The 19,499-nt window shown below is 53.8% G+C and carries 14 protein-coding genes; 4 read left to right on the forward strand and 10 right to left on the reverse strand.

What is annotated here, in order from left to right:
• Position 1 precedes the first annotated feature (1 nt).
• Entirely contained in the window at positions 2–172 is a 171-nt protein-coding gene (locus GEOB_RS20250) for a hypothetical protein (protein ID WP_154650524.1), read from the forward strand.
• Here the strand turns inward: GEOB_RS20250 and GEOB_RS18855 are convergent.
• Positions 142–1,326, reverse strand: a complete 1,185-nt coding sequence (locus tag GEOB_RS18855; RefSeq protein ID WP_012648847.1) for a lectin-like domain-containing protein — start codon at positions 1,324–1,326, stop codon at positions 142–144. The genes GEOB_RS20250 and GEOB_RS18855 overlap by 31 nt on opposite strands.
• Positions 1,327–1,612: 286 nt before the next feature.
• On the opposite strand from GEOB_RS18855, the gene GEOB_RS18860 reads away from it, so the two are divergent.
• The gene (locus tag GEOB_RS18860) at positions 1,613–2,098 is read left to right on the forward strand and encodes a DUF4112 domain-containing protein (protein WP_012648848.1); all 486 of its coding nucleotides are present in this window, start codon (positions 1,613–1,615) and stop codon (positions 2,096–2,098) included.
• Between the two features lie 131 nt (positions 2,099–2,229).
• On the opposite strand, the gene GEOB_RS18865 is transcribed toward GEOB_RS18860, so the two are convergent.
• Positions 2,230–5,208 carry a DUF748 domain-containing protein gene (locus GEOB_RS18865; RefSeq protein WP_012648849.1) on the reverse strand — a complete coding sequence of 993 codons (2,979 nt, stop codon included), beginning with the start codon at positions 5,206–5,208 and terminating at the stop codon, positions 2,230–2,232.
• Positions 5,209–5,495: 287 nt separating this feature from the next.
• Here GEOB_RS18865 and GEOB_RS18875 point away from each other — a divergent pair, with 287 nt between their 5' ends.
• Positions 5,496–5,981: a ferritin-like domain-containing protein gene (locus GEOB_RS18875; protein ID WP_012648851.1), complete on the forward strand. Its 486-nt coding sequence runs from the start codon at positions 5,496–5,498 to the stop codon at positions 5,979–5,981.
• Positions 5,982–6,056: 75 nt separating this feature from the next.
• On the opposite strand, the gene GEOB_RS18880 is transcribed toward GEOB_RS18875, so the two are convergent.
• From GEOB_RS18880 to GEOB_RS20750, 7 genes are all read right to left on the reverse strand, one after another.
• Positions 6,057–7,403 (reverse strand): sensor histidine kinase, encoded by a 1,347-nt coding sequence (locus GEOB_RS18880; protein ID WP_012648852.1) that lies wholly within the window; start codon positions 7,401–7,403, stop codon positions 6,057–6,059.
• Positions 7,404–7,656: 253 nt separating this feature from the next.
• Positions 7,657–10,245 (reverse strand): chemotaxis protein CheB, encoded by a 2,589-nt coding sequence (locus tag GEOB_RS18885; RefSeq protein WP_012648853.1) that lies wholly within the window; start codon positions 10,243–10,245, stop codon positions 7,657–7,659.
• A gap of 228 nt (positions 10,246–10,473) precedes the next feature.
• Positions 10,474–12,000 carry a sensor histidine kinase gene (locus GEOB_RS19575; protein ID WP_012648854.1) on the reverse strand — a complete coding sequence of 509 codons (1,527 nt, stop codon included), beginning with the start codon at positions 11,998–12,000 and terminating at the stop codon, positions 10,474–10,476.
• A complete protein-coding gene (locus GEOB_RS18895) occupies positions 11,990–13,456 on the reverse strand; it encodes an ATPase domain-containing protein (protein ID WP_012648855.1) in 1,467 nt (488 codons plus the stop codon). Before GEOB_RS18895 ends, GEOB_RS19575 begins: the two co-directional genes overlap by 11 nt.
• A 341-nt stretch (positions 13,457–13,797) precedes the next feature.
• On the reverse strand, positions 13,798–15,255 hold the full coding sequence (locus GEOB_RS19580; protein ID WP_012648856.1) for an HD-GYP domain-containing protein: 1,458 nt from the start codon (positions 15,253–15,255) through the stop codon (positions 13,798–13,800).
• A gap of 194 nt (positions 15,256–15,449) precedes the next feature.
• The gene (locus GEOB_RS18905) at positions 15,450–15,896 is read right to left on the reverse strand and encodes a single-stranded DNA-binding protein (protein ID WP_012648857.1); all 447 of its coding nucleotides are present in this window, start codon (positions 15,894–15,896) and stop codon (positions 15,450–15,452) included.
• A 294-nt stretch (positions 15,897–16,190) separates the two neighbouring features.
• The gene (locus tag GEOB_RS20750; RefSeq protein WP_407638391.1) at positions 16,191–16,268 is read right to left on the reverse strand and encodes a hypothetical protein; all 78 of its coding nucleotides are present in this window, start codon (positions 16,266–16,268) and stop codon (positions 16,191–16,193) included.
• Between the two features lie 375 nt (positions 16,269–16,643).
• Between GEOB_RS20750 and GEOB_RS18910 the strand changes: the two genes are divergently transcribed.
• Entirely contained in the window at positions 16,644–17,534 is an 891-nt protein-coding gene (locus GEOB_RS18910) for a hypothetical protein (protein WP_012648858.1), read from the forward strand.
• 201 nt (positions 17,535–17,735) lie between these two features.
• Here the strand turns inward: GEOB_RS18910 and GEOB_RS18915 are convergent, their stop codons facing one another.
• Positions 17,736–19,118, reverse strand: coding sequence for a hypothetical protein (locus GEOB_RS18915; RefSeq protein ID WP_012648859.1), 1,383 nt, complete (start codon positions 19,116–19,118; stop codon positions 17,736–17,738).
• Positions 19,119–19,499: the final 381 nt, after the last annotated feature.

Here is a 19,499-nt window from a genome sequence, read left to right on the forward strand (position 1 = left end):
GATGACGGCGGCAATGCCGGAAGGGGGCTGGACGGAGAAAGGGATGGGTTTTGAAAAGGTGGTTTTCCTGGTAGACGGTAACGACAAAGGGGGCAGGGAGTATGAATTCACCTGCCCCCACAAGTATTTGGATACCAGTGCCTATGGTGCGGGTGAAAACCCTCCCGTCTGATAATTTGAAGTGAGATAAAAAGCACCCACGTCCTGGGTCTGGCTATCAATCCCGGTGGCGCCCGTAAAGCCGAAGTACACATACTGGGTTGAGAAGATGCCCTTCAGGTCTATGGTCTGGGCAAGAAGCAGATTTGAGGTGCTGCGGTCGTTGGTTGTGTTCATATGCACTTCCACAGTGGCGCCATCATAATCGATCCAAACATGGTATGTCCCTCCATCACTCATGATTACTGAGGGGGTCACCGGGGCAAATGCAGCATGCTGCACGCTTCCGTTCGTCACGATAGCCACATGGTTGTTGTCGGGGTCATTGTTCGTGTCGTTTTTGAAGGTATCGAATTCCACCCCGAAGGAAGGGTTGATCCCACCGAAACCCAGATTCCCCCCAGTCGCGCCAGCTTTGCTTGAGACGGTTTGCAGGGCGAAAACGAACCCGTCGGCGTGCCGGTTGCTGCGTCCGCCTGCTCCGAGGGTAAAGTTGAAATAGGCGTTAAAGACAAAGTTGCTGCCCAAGGTGAACGGATTCGCCAGAAAAGCACTGCCGGCTGTGTATTGCTCGTTGGGGGTAAGCCTGATGTTGTTGTTGCTCAACACTGCAGAGCCGTTAAGTTGAAAGACATCGCTATTGGTGTTGTTGAAGCTCGGAATAGCTTCGGTTGTTTTCAAAGCATCGGCTATGGACTGGATCTCGCCGGCGCTGAGTGTGGCAAGACTTCCCATGCCGCCGGTGTTGGCGGTAATGGCTGCCTGAATCTCCGCCGCCGTTTTGTTCAGCTTGGTAGAAGAAGCCAGTGGCTGGTGGCAGCCCTGGCAGTTGGCTTGATACAAGGTGCTGCCACTTGCCTGAACACTGACATTTGTACTGTCATTACCGGTTGTCCCGGTACCTCCGTTACTGGTTGGACTTCCAGTATTTGTTGCCCCTGCCCCCCCACTACTGGTTGTTCCTGTACCCCCATTACTGGTTGTTTCAGTGCTCCCATTGCCTGGCGTTCCGACACTTTCATTACTTGGTGTAGCGGTACTGCCGTTGTTGGCTGTCCCGGTAGTCCCCCCGCCTCCCCCACCGCATCCTGCCAAAAGGCACAAGGCCATAAAGAGAAGGAAGCTGCCGGCCGATCTTCGAAAACCGCATCCGTTAATGCTGCTCATACATTCTCCTTTTCAGACATTTAATAAACCTCTCCATACCGATCCACCACTTGACCGTCCGCCCTAAATTAAATCTAACTAATTATAATGCAGGGGACAGATACTTCAATACATGGAAAAAATTCTCCTGGAAAGGAAGGTAGTTTCTACTGACCGGTATGCAAGGGATTTAATAGTTTCGTTTGCCGGGGAGCACGTCCATCATTGACCAACGCTAATACAACGGTACACTATTCTGTATTCTGAGAGGATACGCCAATGGGCTGGCAGCTGAAGGGAGCGGAGAGTGAACCTCATCGAGAAGGAAAGACTCAGAAAACGGCTGGAACGGCTGGCCTGGCTGACGGACAGTTCCATTCCTGTTCCGGGACTGAACGCCAGGGTGGGCATCGATCCTCTAATCGGGCTGCTACCCTGGTTCGGCGATGCCATAGGCGCCCTGCTTTCCAGCTATATCGTTGCTGTGGCCGCCCGTCTCGGTGCTCCTAAATCGGTCCTGATGAAGATGGGTTTCAATGTTGCCGTGGATGCCATCATTGGCGTCGTGCCCGGTGTCGGCGACCTTTTCGATTTAGGCTGGAAGGCAAATCAGCGCAATGTGCGGCTTCTGGAATACTACATTGAAAGACCACACCAGGCAGTGGTGACCAGCCGTCTCTTCTTGGCCTTCCTCACCCTGTTGCTGGTGGGCACGGTTATCGGCATCGGCTTCCTGGGATTCTGGCTGGTGCGCTGGCTGTGGCTTGCGGTGAGCGGGCACGGCAGCTGGTGAAGCTGCCAGCCGAAACCCATGAAACAGGAGTCCGCTATCCATGGTCACCGTTCTCCCGCAGGTATTGCCGCCTGTCGGCTGGGCACGATTCCTACCTCGGGATAAATCTATTTGCCGATAATGAGTTAAAACTACTCCGCAGCGACCTCGAACTCGACCCGGCTACCGGGTTCTCCTCCCTTCGCCGGCGCTCTGTAAATGTCCCCGCTCTTCTGGAATACTCGCGCCGAATCCACCTTTCCCTGCTCGACGAGTAACGTCCTGACCCCAGTGGCCCTGGCTTCTGCCAAGCTCCGCAGTTGCTGCTCCCCCACGACGGTATTCGCCAGAATCAGTTTCTTCATCTCCACATCGGGGAGCGCCTTGATCAGTCCGAGGATGTTCCGCGGCTTGGGAAATTGCTCCTTAGCGTAGACCATCTTCAGGTACCTGGCATACTCCTCCGGGGCGATTTGCACCGTCTCGGGCGAATCGCCCGGCTGTTTTTTCTTCTTCTTCACCATGTCCATGAACTTCTCCTCTCGCATCTTTTTCAGGAGGAGTACGTTCCGGTAGCCTTCATCATCATGTTCCCGGTCCACAAAACCGGTAACCGCGATCTTCAGTGCCGGCCTGTCGTTGAGCGCAGCCGCCAGCTTCAGGAGCTTTTCCCGCTCGGCGGGGGAAAGCTCGGCGGAGCCAGGGGTAAAGCCGACGCTGCTCAGGTCCTCCTTGCCGCCGAACATGGCATGGAGTAAAGTCAAGGGGGAGCGGGCCGCGGTAACGAGGAGGTTCTTCAGTATCTTAAGCACCACGCCCGGGAAACTGAACTCTGGGTCATCCATCCGCCCCGTTACCGGAAGGTCCAGGTTGATCTCCCCCTTGCGGTCCTTGAGAAGGCCGATGGCGAGGCGGACCGGAAGGCTGGTTGCCTTGTCGCTTTCGATGCGCTTGCCAAAGTCAAGCTGATCAATGACGACCTTGTTCTCTGACACGAGCTTCTTGTTCTCGATCCGGTATCGGGAATAGATGAACAATTGCCCGTTGTCCACCGCATAGCCCAGGTATTTCCCCGCATACGGGCTCATTGGCGAGAGCTCGATACCAGTGAAGTTCACCCTGAGGTCAACGAAGAGGTCGCTGCGTAGCGGGTTGATCTGCCCGGTGATCCTGAGAGGGGATTGGTTTTCCAGATTGCCGCGCAAATCCACATCGGCAAAACGGTTATCCTCGGAAGAAAGGCCACTGATCCGTCCCCCCAGATTGAAGAAGGTCGTGGTGTATCCCCCCGCCACATGGCGGTCGGTGAAGGATAGGGTGCCGCTTTGCATGGTAATCGTGCCGATGCGGATCATTCCCGGCTTCTTTCCGCCCTCTGCTTTCTTCTCTTTTGCTTCCGGTCCCCGCGTGTAGAGGTGCTGGAGGTTCAGGCTGCCGTCCTTTTCGGCAATGATCCGGGAATAAAATCGGGTAAGGGCCACATCCCCGATATCGAGCTCAAAGGGGGCAAGTCTCCCCTTCATCTTGTCCACATGGAGGCTTTCCCACTTCAGGAGGTCCTCCCCCTCTGCGTCGAGACAGTGAAAGGAACGAAGATCGGTCGAGCCGCCGAAGGTGCCGGTCATCCGGCCGTCCCTGGCAGCCAGGGAGACGGCGAGACGGGCATCGACCCTGCCGCCCGCCACAACCATATTCAGGTCTTGCGGGAGGTATGCATCGAAGTCGGTAAGGGGAATCCGCTGCACGGCCATCTCCCCTTTTATCTTCAGGGGAGCCGGGGTAAAGTTGCCGGAGGCCTTGAGCGAGCCCCCTTTCCCATATGCTCCTGTCACCATGAAGGGGATCATGCCGAAGGGGGGGCCGGTGAGCTGCTCCAGGGAAAAGGAGGTTTTTTTGAAGGTAAAGCTCGGCCGCCCCGCCAGCATCTCGTCTGTGAAAACGACATTCACGCCCGTTCCGGAGATGCGGCCAATCCCGTAGCGAAGTGGCGTTTTCTTGCCAGTCACTGTCCCTTTATCTTCTCGGTGCAGAAGAGGCAGGAAAACCCCCTTCCTGTCGCGGAAGAAGCGGAGATTGCCATCCCTGAGAGTAACATCGGCCACTTTTAGAAGATTCTCCTTCCGGCTGTACGTTCCCCCCTCAAGGGAAAGCAATGCCAGGGTTATCCCTTCCCTCTTCCCGACCCACGCGGAAAGCTGCCGGGCTTGAACTGAGCCCTTTTCCAGTCTCGTCCCTCCCGGCCCGCCGATCTCCAGATTGGCGGCAACGTCAAGCTGCCTCAGAGCCAGCAACGGGATTCCTTTCCGGTCGGCGACCTTGGTGTCGGCAAGCGTCACGTTGCTGTTGAAGGTCAGTCCGGGATTTTCCTTCTGTGCCGCCCGATAGCTCATCGCCACCTTCGCCGACATCCTTCCCGATTCGACCCGGACCGGGAGTGCTCCGGGAATGTAGGCAAGGTAATGGGGCAGAGAGGCATTGTTGAATTCGACGGTTGCAGAGGCCTCGACTGCCTTGGGGAACGGCCGGAGTTTCCCCTCCACATGGAGCGGTGAGCCGTTCACCTCGGCGCTCAACCGCGGGGTTATGTAGCGGCCCGCAAGATACGAAATGGTAGTGATGAAGGGAACGGCAAGCTCGATCTTGCGCAACTCATGGCGTTTTTCTATGGGAAGCCCCTGGTCGATGAAGTCAACGGAGCCGTTTGTAATCATGAGGTTGTTGAGAGAAAAACGGGACTGCTGAGAATGCTGGGGCTGTCTCTTAAAAAGGTCCGAGAAGTTGTAGATGTTTGCGCCGACCCTGACGATGCGGAGATGGAGAGAAGTTATACGGGCCGAAGCGATAATCGGCGCCCGCCGGTAGAGGGATGAAGGGCTTACGGCGATTCGTGCGCTGCTGAACGTGGCAAAGGTCTCCCCGCCTCGATCGGAGAAGCGGAGGTCACGCACCTCAATTGTCCAGGCAAAGGGGTTGATGGAAATTCCGCCGATGGCGAGCTTTCTGCCGGTCGCCGCCTCCACCCTCTGCACTGCCTGGTTTTTGACGATGCCGGGGAGCACAAACGCGACGAACCCCGCCAGCAGAAGGACAATACCGATGATAATGAGCGCCGCTTTCTTCCATCGCTTCATCGTATCCCCTCGTCCCGCCCCCCGAAGATTGTCGTATAACAGGTTGTTGAAAAACGTCATGAGGAGGCCGCAATGCAAGGCTCAAGCGAGCGAGGAGACGAGGCGCACCCTCTGTACGTCGAGTTTCCGAGCGAGCGGCAATGCAGCAGAGCGATCCCGCAACAGTTTTTCAACAACCTGATAAACTACAGGAGATCCTCACTGGAATTATACCTAGTAAGAATACATGTTACAATTAAGAGGCAGGGATAGCCGCGGAAAGTCGACAAACCGAAAGGGAGATCGTCATGAATATCTTCGATTGTGCAATCAAGATGGAAGAGGAAGCCAGGATTAACTATGAAAAACTGGCGGCGGCCACGCCCGTTTCCGAGTTGAAGAATCTTTTCACATTGCTGGCGGCAGCCGAGCAGGAACACCACGATGCCCTGGTGGAGATGAAAGGGAGCATCGACCCCCAAAAGGCCCAGTTCATGGATTTGCAGGAGGCGGCGTGCATCTTCCAGCCCCTCCTGGCCAAACGTGACCTAATGGCCGAACTGAGGGAAGACCCCGACGCTTACAAACACGTGGTGAAGGAAGAAGAGAAGGGCGTAAAGTTTTACGAAGAACAGGCCGCACAGGCGAAGGACGAGGGAACCCGCGAGATCCTGCTTATGATCGCCGACGAGGAGCGAAAACATCTGAGCATCGTCGAGAACATATACGCCTTCGTCGAATCGCCGAAAACCTACCTTGCCTGGGGTGAGTTCAGCAACCTCAAGGAGTACTGAGAATAGTGGGCTTCCTTTGCCCGTCAAATCCAATCAGAAACATCCGGTTGGCCCTGTCGCGGCAACACGGCCAGGTCAGATTTCGATCCTGAACTCCGCGCCATTTCCCGTATTGCGCACCGTCAGGCGACCTCCCATGTTTTTCTCGACGATGGTCTTCGACATGAAAAGGCCGATCCCCGTCCCTTTATCCGGCCCCTTGGTGGTAAAGTATGGATCAAACAATTTGCCCATGATCTCCTCTGCGACACCCCCGGCGTTATCAGTGATGGTCACGACCGTCTTGCCTCCTTCTGCAAACGCGTGGATCGAGATCAGGGCATTGTCGACGCTGCGACTAAGCAGTGCGTCACGGGCATTCATAAAGATATTCAGGAGTACCTGGGCATACTCATTGGGATAACCGGTAAGAATCGGGTCACCTTCCAAGTTCAGAGCAATGCCGATCTTCTGGTCCTTGAAACTCTTTTCGACGAGGGAGAGCGTACGCGCGGTCAGCTGATTAACGCTGAAAGTAACCTTTTCCTTGTCGGACCTGAAGAAGTTCCTGAAGTCATCGATAGTGCGTGACATGTGCTGGATCAACTCCATGCCCTTTACGGTATTTTCTACTAAAAACTCCCTGCTGAGTTTGCCCGAATCATAGAAGATCGGCAATTGTTGGGTGAGGAGTCCCAGCGAATTCAGCGGCTGGCGCCACTGGTGGGCGATATTGTTGATCATCTCGCCCATAACTGCCAGTCGGTCCTGCAGGATCAGCATTTCGTCCTTCCGGCGCACTTCATCCACAGCCTTGACAATGCGTACCTCCAGAGACCTGTTGAGCTCTTCGAGCTCCCGTCGTTTTTCGGTGAGCGCATCTTCTGCTATTCTACGCTCTGTAATATCGATGACCGCAACACGGCACTCCTTACGCGATATGTCGGCCACGGCCTCGATCTGCACAAAGAGCGGGTGATTTTCCTCTCTCGTAAGTGTCACCTCACGGGACATCTTGCCCTGGCTCGCAAATACCTTGCCGAGCAATTCAGAGAAGAAAGAACGGGCATTAATCGGAACAAAAACCCCGAACCGACGGCCGAGCAGTCGGGATCGCTCAACCCCCAAAAGGCTGGCGCCAGTCAGGTTCACCGCACGTATAGTCCCTTCAGGGTCAAGGGTAAAGTAGCCGACCGGGGCGAAATCGTAAAGGTCGGTGTACTTTTCCAAAACCGTCTCCACCTCATCCCTGGCCTGGCGGAGCTCTGCATTCTGCATCTCCAGTTCGATCTGGTGGACCTCAAGCTCATGGACCAGCCTCTGCATCTCTTCCTTGCTTCGGGGTGGATGCAATTCCGCCGTTCTCGCCTGCAATCGCTCTTCGGCATGGCTGCGCAATTTTGCGGCTTCCGTTAACAGCCTCTGCTCTTTATCGGCTCCCATTGTTGACCCCTTGATGCAGGTTATATGGCTGAAGGCTGAAGACTGCCGGTAACAAACCATTCGTTTCGTATTTATTTAGTTTCCATCCGGAAACTCCGGATGAGAAACTAGTGGTTTCCGATTCGGAAAGAGGGGATTTTTTGTTCTGGCAAGGAAATCAAGGGCTTGTGCGGAGACGTACATCGGTACGTCGCACAAGTAAGCCCGCAGATTGACGCCGCCAGGGCAGAAAAGAACCCTTTCCGGATGGAAACTATTTAGAGCTTTTGGTCCTCAGCACTGAAACCTCCTCGCGCAGTTCGGCCTCCAGGGTCTTGGCCACGGTAATGTCCGCAAAGGTGATCACCACACCGTCGATTACGTCCTCCATGGTGCGGTAGGGCATGATGCGCACCGAAAACCAGCGCCCGTCGGTGGCGGCGATCTGTTTTTCCGAAAAGGCCAGTGTCCGCAGCACTTCCCGTGCATCCTCGGTTATCCGGGAATATAGAAGGTCGCTGACGATATCGGAAAGTGGCCGCCCCACATCCCCCGGAATCAGCTTGAAGATTTTGTCCACACCGGTGGTGAAGCGCCGGATATGGAGTTCCTTATCCAGGAACACGGTGATAATCTCGGTGCTGTTGAGGAGGTTCCTCATATCGTCGTTCACCCGTGAAAGTTCGTCCATTTTTGACTGTTGCTCGGCGTTCACCGTCTGCAGTTCTTCGTTCATGGACTGCATCTCTTCACGGGAGGTAATCAGTTCCTCGTTGGCAGACTGAAGCTCCTCATTGGTGGATCTTAGCTCCTCCTGTGAGGATTGCATCTCCTCGCGGGTGGTCTGGAGTTCCTCGCGGCAATGCTGGAGTTCTTGCTCCAGTTCAAGAACCCTGACGTTGGCGGCCAGCCCTGGATTGAAGCTCGGCTTTTTGCCCCGGAGAGTTGCCACATCGTTAAAAACGACCATCACCATTCCCCGCAGCGCCTCCGGCTCTTCGATCGCCTGGACCGTGAGATCAATGGTCTGGGTGCTGCCGTTGGTTCCCACCTTGAGGCCCTTGGCAGTGATCGCCTTTTTTTGCCGGATCGCCTTCTGAAAAGCGCTGGACAGGTCCAGACGAAGCCCTTCACGGGCCATGGCAAAAATATTCCAGTTGGCCTTGCCGGCCGCCGGCTCAAGATATCTGCCCGTCTTCCCGCTGATGTAAAGAATATCTCCCTTATCGTTTACCAGTACGGCTGGCGGGGTAAAGTGCTGCAGCAACACCTGGTCCGCGAGCGACTGGAGGTCTGAAGGCTTCAACATCGGTTGCTCCTTTGAAAACCCCTGCTGAGTGGGGGCAAACGAGACTGGAAACGCTAGCGGTTCGCAAGGCGAGACCGATTCGCGTCTCCGGAAGAGTCTCGACTTGATATTCAGCGGTGCGAACAGTTCGGCAAAGGTGCCGGCAGTCTCTGCACTCCCTAAAAACAGGACACCGCCGGGGTTCAGGCTGTAGTGAAAGAGCGGCATGAGCTTTTTCTGCAGTTCCGGCGTCAGATAAATCAAAAGGTTGCGGCAAATGAGGATATCCAGCTTGGTGAAAGGTGGGTCCATGATGACGTTTTGCGTGGCGAAGGTCACCATCTCCCGGATCTCCTTGCCGACCCGGTAGCCGTTCTCTTCCTTGATAAAAAAACGATGCAATCTCTCGGGAGAGATGTCCGCAGCGATGTTAGCCGGATAAAGCCCCTGGCGGGCCTTGTCGATGGCATCGGGGTCCAGATCTGTGGCAAAGATCTGCAGGGTGAACTTCCCCGCAGGGGTGACCGGTCCCATCACCTCTTTGAAGACTATGGCCAGGGAATACGCCTCCTCCCCCGTCGAGCAGCCTGCCGACCAGGCCCGCAGCACACAACCGGCCGGGCGCCCCGCCAAAATCGCCGGAAGGGCCACGCCCTGCAGCTGTTCCCATGCCGCCGGGTCACGAAAAAAGCTGGTCACACCAATCAAAAGCTCCTTGAATAGCAGTTCCACCTCCTGGGAATTCTCCTGGAGATAACGGACGTAAGCAGCGATCCGGTCGATCTGATGGATGCCCATGCGCCGCTCGATCCTGCGATATACGGTGTTCTTCTTGTACATGGAGAAGTCGTGGCCGGTCCTGTCCCTTAGAAGTATCAGGACTTTTTCCAGGGCGCTCTGGTCCTTCTCCTCCAGTGGGCGCTCCGGCTTGCCGATGATGAGGAGGTGCCTGAGATAGGCGAAGATCTTTCCGGGCAACTCCTCCGCCGGGGCTATGATGTCGGCCAGCCCGGCATCTATGGCACTCCTGGGCATGCTGTCGAACCTGGCTGAAGCAGGCTCCTGCACCAGCGTCAACCCCGCCTTTTCTTTGATAGCCCGCAGGCCCATCGTGCCATCCGAGCCCATGCCGGAGAGGATGACACCGATGCTATGCTCCTGCCGGTCCTCGGCCAGGGAACGGAGGAAGAAGTCGATAGGGAGACGGAGTCCCCTGGGCGCTGTCGGCTCGAACAGGTGCAGCACACCGTGCAGCATGGACATGTCCTTGTTGGGGGGGATCACATAGACGCAGTTCGTCTTGACCCGCATCCGGTCCACGACCTGGAAAACTTCCATCCCGGTAGTGTGCTGGAGCAGCTCGGGCAGGACCCCCTTGTGGGTCGGGTCCAGATGCTGGACGATGACGAAGGCCATGTCGCTATTTTCTGGCACATGCCCCAGAAACTGCTCCAACGCCTCCAACCCGCCGGCGGAGGCACCGATGCCGACAATGGGAAAGGCCCGTGACGGAATCTCTTCTTGGGACCTGGTGCGTTCATTATCGCTGTTCGCCGGTTGGGGTTGCTTTTTCATGATAATGTTTATATCAGCATTTTTTTATATTTACTAGTTTCCATCCGGAAAGAGGGGATTTTTTGTTCTGGCAAGGAAATCAAGGGCTTGCGCGGAGACGTACATCGGTACGTCGCACAAGTAAGCCCGCAGATTGACGCCGCCAGGGCAGAAAAGAACCCTTTCCGGATGGAAACTTACTAATTGTATTTGGCAGGGGAAACGCAATGCAGCGTGGAGCTGAGCTGACTATATTTTCTGCGGAATGGTGAAGAAAAACGTGGTTCCTTCCCCAGGGGTTGACTCCAACCAGATCCGGCCCTGATGCTGTTCGACGATTTTTTTGCAGGAGGCCAGACCGATTCCCGTTCCCGAGTATTCCTCTTGGGTATGCAACCGCTGAAATATCTGAAAAATCTTGTCAAAATCCTCCTGTTTTATGCCGATCCCATTGTCCCGAACGGAGAATAGCCATTCTTGCGCTCCCAGTTCTGCCGTGACAAAAACATGGGGATGCACGTCCGGTTTCCTGTACTTGAGGCCATTGCTGATCAGGTTTTGCATCAACTGGAGCATCTGGGTTGCATCGCCCCAGATGGAAGGGAGCCTGGTACTGGTAACTTCCGCCTGGCTCTCTTCTATCGCAGTGGCCAGATTGGCCGTCGCATCTGCAAAGCTCTTATTGGTATCTACCCAGGCGAAGTCGGCCCGGCCGATGCGGGAGTATTTCAGCAGCCCTTCGATGAGGCTCTGCATTCTTCTGGTACCATCAACGGCATAGTGAATGTAGGTGTCCGCCGTCTCGTCCAGTTTGCCGCCATATTTTCTCTGCAGGAGCTGCATGTAACTCGACACCATCCGCAACGGCTCCTGGAGATCGTGGGATGCGGCGTGGACAAATTGCTGCAGTTCCCGATTCGAGTGCTCCAGGTCGGCAACGAGACGCTCTCGCTCTTCCTCCGCCCGTTTGCTTTCCGTGATGTCGTTGAAAAGGATTGCCACCTGCCTCTTCTCCGGTTGCTTGAAACGAAAGGCGTACACGTCATACCAGCGCTGCAGCTGTTCTGCCCTGCGCTGAAAGCGAGCCGGCTCGCCCGTCAAAGCGACCCGGCAATAGATTTCAAACCAATGCTCTTCCAGCTCAGGGAGAAGCTCGCGCACCCTTTTTCCTTGAACATTGCTGAGGCTCGTCTGTTTTTCGAATGCCGGATTGGTCACCAGGAAGCGATAGTCGGTTGGCTTTTCGTTCCCATCGAATATGACCTCGATGATACAGAAGCCTTCATCCATGGAATCGAAGAGGGTACGATAACGAGTTTCCGATTCCTCCAGTGCCCGCAACTGATCCCGCATCAGGTACTGGCGACGGCGGCTTCGCAGAGCCGACCGGACGATTGCCACCAGGGTGTTCACGCGCACAGGCCGTTCGACGAGGGTGACATCCCACGGCAGGAGCAGCGCGTCCCGGGAGACCTCTGTCTCCGGCCCAGGACGCAGCAGGACAATGATCGGCAACTCCGACCAGGGAGGCTGATGGTCCAGTGTCCGCACCAGACATTCTTTTATGGACGGGGACAGCATTTCCTCTTCCATAAGAAGCGCTCCGACCCCCCTGTCTATTTCCGCGCCGATCTCTTCCGCTGTTGCGCACACAACTGAACTCACGCCGATCCTGTCCAGCACCAGTGGAATGGACCCGGCATCCCGGCTCTCCGCCAGGAGCAGGACCACCTGCTCATTTTTGCCGCCGTCTTTGCCTTCGCTGCTATACGCCAAGTATGGGGACTCCAGTCAATACCCCCTGCATTTCAAGCAAGGTATTGCCGATGATGATGCCTTCGGCGGAAAAGGTCAGTTCCCGTATCGTTTTCTCATGTTTGCCTCTCCTCCTCTTGACTACTGAGATCGCACGCCTGATTTCTCCACGCAATTCAAAAAAGCGAATGAGCAGAATCGAGTCCGCCAGATAGCTGACATTCTCCACTTCCGTCGTCAGGCTGCCAAATAGGCCGTGCTGCTCCACGGTGAGGATCGTTGTTACCCCCTTTTGACACAGATAGGTCAACAGCTCGTGAAGCTGGATGATCAGATACTTTTCGTCGGGCATGGCGCTGGCATAACCGCTCAGCGTATCGATAACAACGATCTGGGCACTGTTCTCCTCCACTTCCCGGATAAGCATGGCAGTAAATTCTCCCCTGGAGAATTCTGCCACATTAATCTGGCGGAGTGTCATCAGCCCACTGTTAACGAGACTGTCCACCCCCAAGCCGAGCCCCTCGGCGCGTTCCCGGTATGACTCATCTGTCTCGTCGAAGAGATACACCGCCACGTGCTCGCCTCTTCTGGCTGCAGCCACAGCATACAGGTTGGCAATCGTCGTTTTCCCGGTCCCTGAAGCCCCTATGATCACCGTAGTGCTTCCCCTGTCCAATCCGCCGTCAAAAAGGAGATCCAGATTCTTGTTGCCACTGTCAACCTGTTCCCCTCGCGCTTTTTGTCGATGTTCCCCGGCGATCAAGGCTGGGAAGACGCGAATACCTGCCGCTTCGATCTTGAAGTCATGCCAGCCGCTTCGATAGGCTCTCCCCCTCTCTTTTAGAACGAGAAGCCTCCTCCTTACCGGGCCATAACCGAGCACCACCTGCTCCAGACGAATGACCCCGTGGCAGATGGTCTCCAGGTGCGCATCTAATTCGCTTTGACCGATATTATTGGTAATGACGACCGTACAGTCTCCGGCGCCCAACTCCCGTCGCATGGCCAGGACCAGGCGGCGGTAAGATACCAGGTCGTCCGAAAGGAGCCGCAGGTCCGACATTGAATCGATCACCAGACGCTTCGGTCGCACCCGTCTGATCTCAGTCAGGAGGTCGTTAATGGCGCCGGCCGGCTCTGCTTCCGCCGAGTGAAAGATTCTTTGCTCCGGCCCACCCAGGATATCCCCGCTGATCTGGACAGAATGAAGGCTGAAAAGGTCTGGATCGAGGAATACGCTGCAGGCTTTTGCCAGGGCGACAAAATCCTCTCCGGCGCTCCCGACGGTGATATAAAGGCAGCGTTCCCCCCTGGAGATCCCTTCCGTGATGAATTGTAGCGAAAAGGTTGTTTTCCCTGTCCCGGGGCTGCCGGAGAGGAGGTACATCTTCCCCTCAGTCAGCCCCCCCCGCAGGATGTCGTCAAGGCCGGGGACACCGGTCGGTATGAGCGCTGAAAAAGTTTTTTCTTCCATGCAGCCTCCTCTTGTTGGATCTGGCCGCCAGCTGAAAATCGGCCCTCCTTCACCCGCCTTGAGACTTGCACAACACTACTTGTAAAAAGTATAGAGCCTATTAATAGGGGGTCAACTTATGCAGCTAGTGTCCCGTGCGGTTAGTTCTCTGCAAGAATTTAGAGGGATTTTGGTTCCCGGCAAGGCGCGGCGACGCAGGCCTGACACTAGGGACTATCGGACTTGGGGATCGTAGCGAGAGGATGAGAAATCGAGGCCGGATTTCCGGAAATTTGAGAGCACGGCAAGGGATTCTGTAATTGTCTCGGGAAGCTGCGGCCGCGCCTCTTTATTTTAGCCCTTCAGAGTGCAGCCACGCCCAGCGCAGAGGATATGGCACACTCTGCAAAATACTGCGGCTCATCGAGCGTGTGACTGGACGAAACAATGTTGAATTCTTTCTCAATGGCCAAGAATGCATCGACCAGGTGGGGATCGAATTGTTTGCCCTTTTGTCTTGCGATCTCCTTGACCGTGTCCTCGTGAGACCAGGCATTCTTATAAGGCCTTCTGGTTCTTAGGGCATCGTAGACATCGACCAGGGCGATGATTCGCGCCGAAAGGGGGATTGCTTCCCCTTCAAGCCCAAGGGGGTAACCTTTGCCATCCCATCGCTCATGGTGATGGACTGCGATGTCGCGGGCCAGAGCCAGGTAGCTGTCCTTTTTGAAATTTTCAACAAACACGTTATTCGCCTTCAACAGCACTTCACCCGCAACTACCGTGTGCTGTTTTATCTGCTCGAACTCAAGTGGGTCAAGCTTTGCAGCCTTCAGGAGAATATCCTTCGATATGGCCGTCTTACCCACATCATGGAGCAACGAGGCAAGCTCCAAATCTGCGAGATAACCGGGCCTTTCCCTTATGCAGGAGGAATAGGCCGAGCTTTCTTCCAGGTACGAAACCAGAAGCGCCGTGTACTCCTGGATACGAGCCAGATGCTCTCCCGTTTCCGGATCGTAAAATTCGGCAAGGCTGGCCAGGGCTTCAATGGAAATCCGTTGTGTGACAAGGATCTCATGTGTCTGTTCGCTCACCCGCGCTTCGAGGCCCTGATTCGCTTCCTGGAGTAGCCTTTCCGCTCTGTCGCGCTGCACGATGGCACTGCTTGCCTTGTACAGGGCAGATCCCGACAGGATCAGGACCAGAAAGGCGATGAAATAGAGCATGAAAGAGGACCTGAACAACAATTGTTTCATGGCTTTATGCCGATCGGTAACATCGTAATAAATCTCGAAGGCACCCCTGAATACGTTGCCGGACATAAGAGGGACGTATACTTCAGCCACATCCCGTGTGAGAAATTCTCCTTCTGACGACCTCCCCTCCTTCGACCTTATTTTTGAGTAAACTTCGCCCTTGGCCACCCTGTTCCGGAAATAGCCGAGGGTGTTCATCTTGCCCATGTCCTTCGATCTGGTCGAAAAGATTACTTCCCCATTGGCGCTGAAAATCTTGATGTCCGCTATCTCGAAGTCCAACATCGCCTGATGCAGATCAGCATTAAAACTGTTCGTGATATGCTGCCTCCCAAGGGGTTCCGTCGTCAGTGGCAATAGAGAGGCAAGATTTCGAGCCGTCCGCCGGGCATCGCTTTCGATGTTGCTCGTCAACTGGTCAACAAACTGCGGCATAATGAAAGCGGTGCTGTATGTCGGCAGCAGTGTTGCCACGGTTAAACAGACAATCCAAATGGAACGTAACAGGGGGTGCCGCAACAGGGTAGAAATAATCTCTTTAGGTTTGCTCTGCGTTGACATGTAACCTGTTATCCCCCTTTCAAGCCTTTACCGACAGCATCTCCCAAATTGAACTGGCCCAAGTTCTCGGTGCTGGTTCAGCCTGTGTTGCAGCGGTCTGTGGATTGCCTGCGATAAAAGCAGATAAACATGCAAAAAAAGCCGCAGACGGAAAAGATCTGCAGCTTTTTTTACATTTTATTAAATTCTGTCCATTAAAAAGGAATATCATCATCCGGGTTGAAAACCGGCTCTTCATATGCAGGCCCGCCGAAGTCATCGGCAGGAGCCTGCCTGCCGCCGCCTCCCTGGCGCCCCCCGCCCCCCTCGCCCTTGCCGGAGAGCATCTGCATCTTTTCGCCGACGATCTCGGTGGTGTAGCGGTCCTTGCCGTCCCGGTCCTGCCATTTTCTCGTCTGCAGCCTGCCCTCGATGTAAACGGTTTTTCCCTTGGAGAGGTATTCGCCGGCAATTTCAGCCAACCGGCTCCATAGGGTGATGTTGTGCCATTCGGTCTTTTCTTCCCATTCTCCACTCTTGCTCTTGAACCGATCGGTGGTAGCGAGGGAGAAACTGGCCACGGCAGTACCGGCAGCGGTGTAGCGCACCTCGGGATCTTTGCCCAGGTTTCCAATGAGCATAACTTTGTTCAAACTGGCCATATGCAACTCCTTTTCTCTCTGTTACTTGATAAAAGCATTGTCAAAATGAAAATTGTTATTCAAAGAGATTTGTTTTCATTTGCGTTAGAACATATCGATTTTTCAGCACTCGACTTTATTTGAATTCACGAACCAAAGCCAACTGATGCTCGAAATTGACTGAGTGTGCCTAATTTGCACTATCCACAAAACTTAAAATCCGAGATGACGACATGTATCCTACCCTAAATTTTGCGTCCCAGCAAAAAAAATGTTTACTGGGGGTTTATTTCACGCCCCCTTCGTAGAAGGCCTTCAGGCACCCGATTCTATCTGGCTAATAAAAGCTGTTGTTACCCCTAATGCATCTGCTAATGCAGATTGAATAAGGATCCGCGTATTCCTTTTTCCTCAATCCCTTTCCTATCTTCATTTTGCCTTTCCTCACACAGATGAGATTATCCTCTTAGCACAAATAGCTGAAAGATAACACTTATTCGTCTTTAACAAAAATTATAAGCAGTAGCGTTAAAAACTATTTGACAACATTCAATAATTTGAATTAGGCTGCCAACTGTAATAGCAAAATTTTACAATGAAACAAAACTAAAGCCATATCTATTAAAACGAGCCGAGCCCCCGAAGTGCAAGTGAGGAGAACGTGTAGTGCTATCTGATTTTAGGCTTCTGGTCAGAAATTTCTAGTCCGAAAGGAGGCAGGCACAGAGGACAGTGTAGAAGCAAAAAAACAAAATTAAGGAGAGGAAAATGCAGAAGAAATTAATTGCAGTACTTGCAGCAGCAATGTTTATGACTATCCCTACCCTCGGAATGGCAGTAACTAATGTGGTTGTAGTTGCAAAAGATGGTGGAGACTTTACTGATCCAGTCGCTGCGCTAAATTCTATCTATTACGCATCTGCAACAAACCCCTATGTGCTAAAAATCATGCCAGGTGTATATGACATAGGGGATAATTACTTGAGATTGCGACCGTATATAGAGATAGAGGGTTCCGGTGAAAAAGTTACTACGATTACGGGGAATGCTGGCGCAGGCAATTGTGTGGTTAACGCTGCAAATAACAGCGGAATAAGAAATATTACAATTCAATCCACAGCTTATGCTGGTGCTGCTTCTTGTACGCTTCTCAGTCTTGCATCTAATTTCGCTATATCTAATGCCACACTGGTCTCAACTGGTGCCGCGTCATATCACCGCACAATTTCTGCTGGAGGTGCATCGGCATCAATGTCATTGACACACGCGACGATAATTAGTGATGGTGGTGGCGGAAGCGAGTCAATGAGCATTTATAATGAAGGTTCAAAAGTAACAATCGTTGATTCGAGTATTCAAAGCTCAAGTTCATCAGCTGCTTCAGGAATTGTTAACGCCTACGGCGCAACCGTTGATATAACTAACACTAAAATTGTAGCAAACGACGGAGTTGCTACTGGATCCGGTGTGAGCTCATGGGATGCGGGCTCATCTATCACAATTAAAGGATCCACTATTAGTGGAACATCAAATAAAGGCATTGACTCAACTGGAAATGTGACGATTGCCCACAGCCAAGTAACTGGCCCAATTTCTACCAGTGGAGCAAAATGTATTGGTGTATATAACACAAATTTGGCACCAGTGATATGCCCATAAATTATGTACTATCGCTCGAGTAGAAGGCAGGGGCACCCTCGCCTTCCACTAAAGATGAAGCAAAAATGGTAACACTACCACCGCCCCGTGGGCAAATAAATCGCAGTTAGCTATTCCGCCACGAGAACTCCAGTTTTGAAGGGGTAAGGGATTCGAAGACTGCCTTGACTTCATTTATGTTTGGAAAAAGGGGTATCACTGCTAGTCGAATCCTCGCATGGGAACGTGCTTCGCCTTCAGTTCATTTAATATGCCTAAGGCGCGGATCGCGCCGGAACCGTCCCCTTCCCTGGAGTATGCCAGGACCAACATCCTCCAGCCCAGCCAGTTTTCCGGATTGATCCGCACTGCGTAATTCCAGAGCACAATGGCGCTCCGCCACTGTTTGGTCTGGTTCCAGGTGGTCGGTATCATTCCAGCAAACACCAGTGCCACGAGCAGAGCCACCCCCTTCTTAGGCCATCCCCTGCGCTGCGCCAGGCTGCAGAAAGCAAAAGAGATTACCGCACTGAAGCCGAGCATAGGAAAATACAGGTAACGGTCGTTCTTCAGGGTGATCAGCGGAACGATCTGGGCCACCGGCAACAAACCGATGAAAAAGAAGGCATACCAGAAGAAGTACCAGCGTTTCCTCCGATACAGCACCATTCCCAGAGCCACAAGACTGAGCACCAGGAGGCCGCTGAGGAAGAACGCCATATCTGGTGCCGTTCTAATTTTAGTGATGTAGTGGGGACTCAGCCAGGCAGGGCAGAAACAATCCCGTAGATACTCGGCCAGCACTGGAGTCATGGTGTAGGCAGTCGTAATCAGATTCCCCCCCGGATACGCCCTGATGCCCGGCGACTTGTTGAGATAGTGCGACTGGCTGAGGATGGCGAGACACCCGGTGGCAAGGGCAATGAGGACATAGGGGATCTTGTTCCGGAGGTTGAACCGTGGCCGGCCGTCTTCGGCGCAGAGATCGAAAAGAAAGAGGGAAAAGGGAAGAATGACCACCACGGATTTGGCAAGAAGCGCCAGAAGGAATGCAATCATTGAAGCGGCATACAGCCGGAGCCCCCTCCCCTCACGGTACCGGATATACCAGATGAAGGAAAGCAGGAAGAACAGCATGGCCAGTAGGTTCTTTCGCTGAGAAATCCAGGCCACTGTCTCCACTTGCACCGGATGAAGGAGAAAGATCCCCGCAGCCAACAGGGAAGCGACTCTCTGCCGGGTGAGCCTCTCCAGAAGATGGAAAAACAAAAGGCCGTTCAGTGCATGGAGCAACTGGTTGGTCGCCTTAAATCCGACCGGATTCAGTCCCCAGAATTCATAATCCAGCATGTAGGAAATGATCTGGACCGGCGCATAGTTTTGCACGTAGAAATTAGTGAACGCCAGCTTCAGGTGCTCGAGCGAGACGCCATGCGCTGCAGTATTCCCCAAAACATAGTTATCGTCATCCCAGTTGATAAGGAACTGGTGGCTGAAAGTATCAGAGTAGACCAGGAACACAGCGGCCACGAACAGCAGAAAGTAGGCGATGGTTTCCCTGTTGCTCCAGATTCTGGAATTGGTTTGTGAAGAATCGACCGTCATGGCAGCACTCCTTTGACTGAACTGTGACCGAAGATCGCTTTTATCATAAAAATAACTTTGCCAGGAATTACGGGAATCGCATAGCTGTCGTGCCGCTCGGTCTTTTCTGCCCAATCGCCGCTCTTGCTCTTGAACCGCTCGCTGGTGGCGAGGAAAAATCCGGCTGCGATAGCTCCAGAGGCGGTGAGCGCACTTCCAGGTCTATATCCGGGTTGCAGCCAGTATGACCTTGTTCAAACTGGCCGAATAAAGCTCCTTCGATAAATTGCCAACGAGGCGTGTCAACAGTAATAACCCATTGATTTCAGGCAATGGTGCCCGATAAAGTATTCATGATGTTAACCCGCTTATGCCGGGCTAGGCAATGGATTTTTGCCTGCC

Source organism: Geotalea daltonii FRC-32 (assembly GCF_000022265.1).
GTDB classification, from domain to species: Bacteria; Desulfobacterota; Desulfuromonadia; order Geobacterales; family Geobacteraceae; genus Geotalea; species Geotalea daltonii.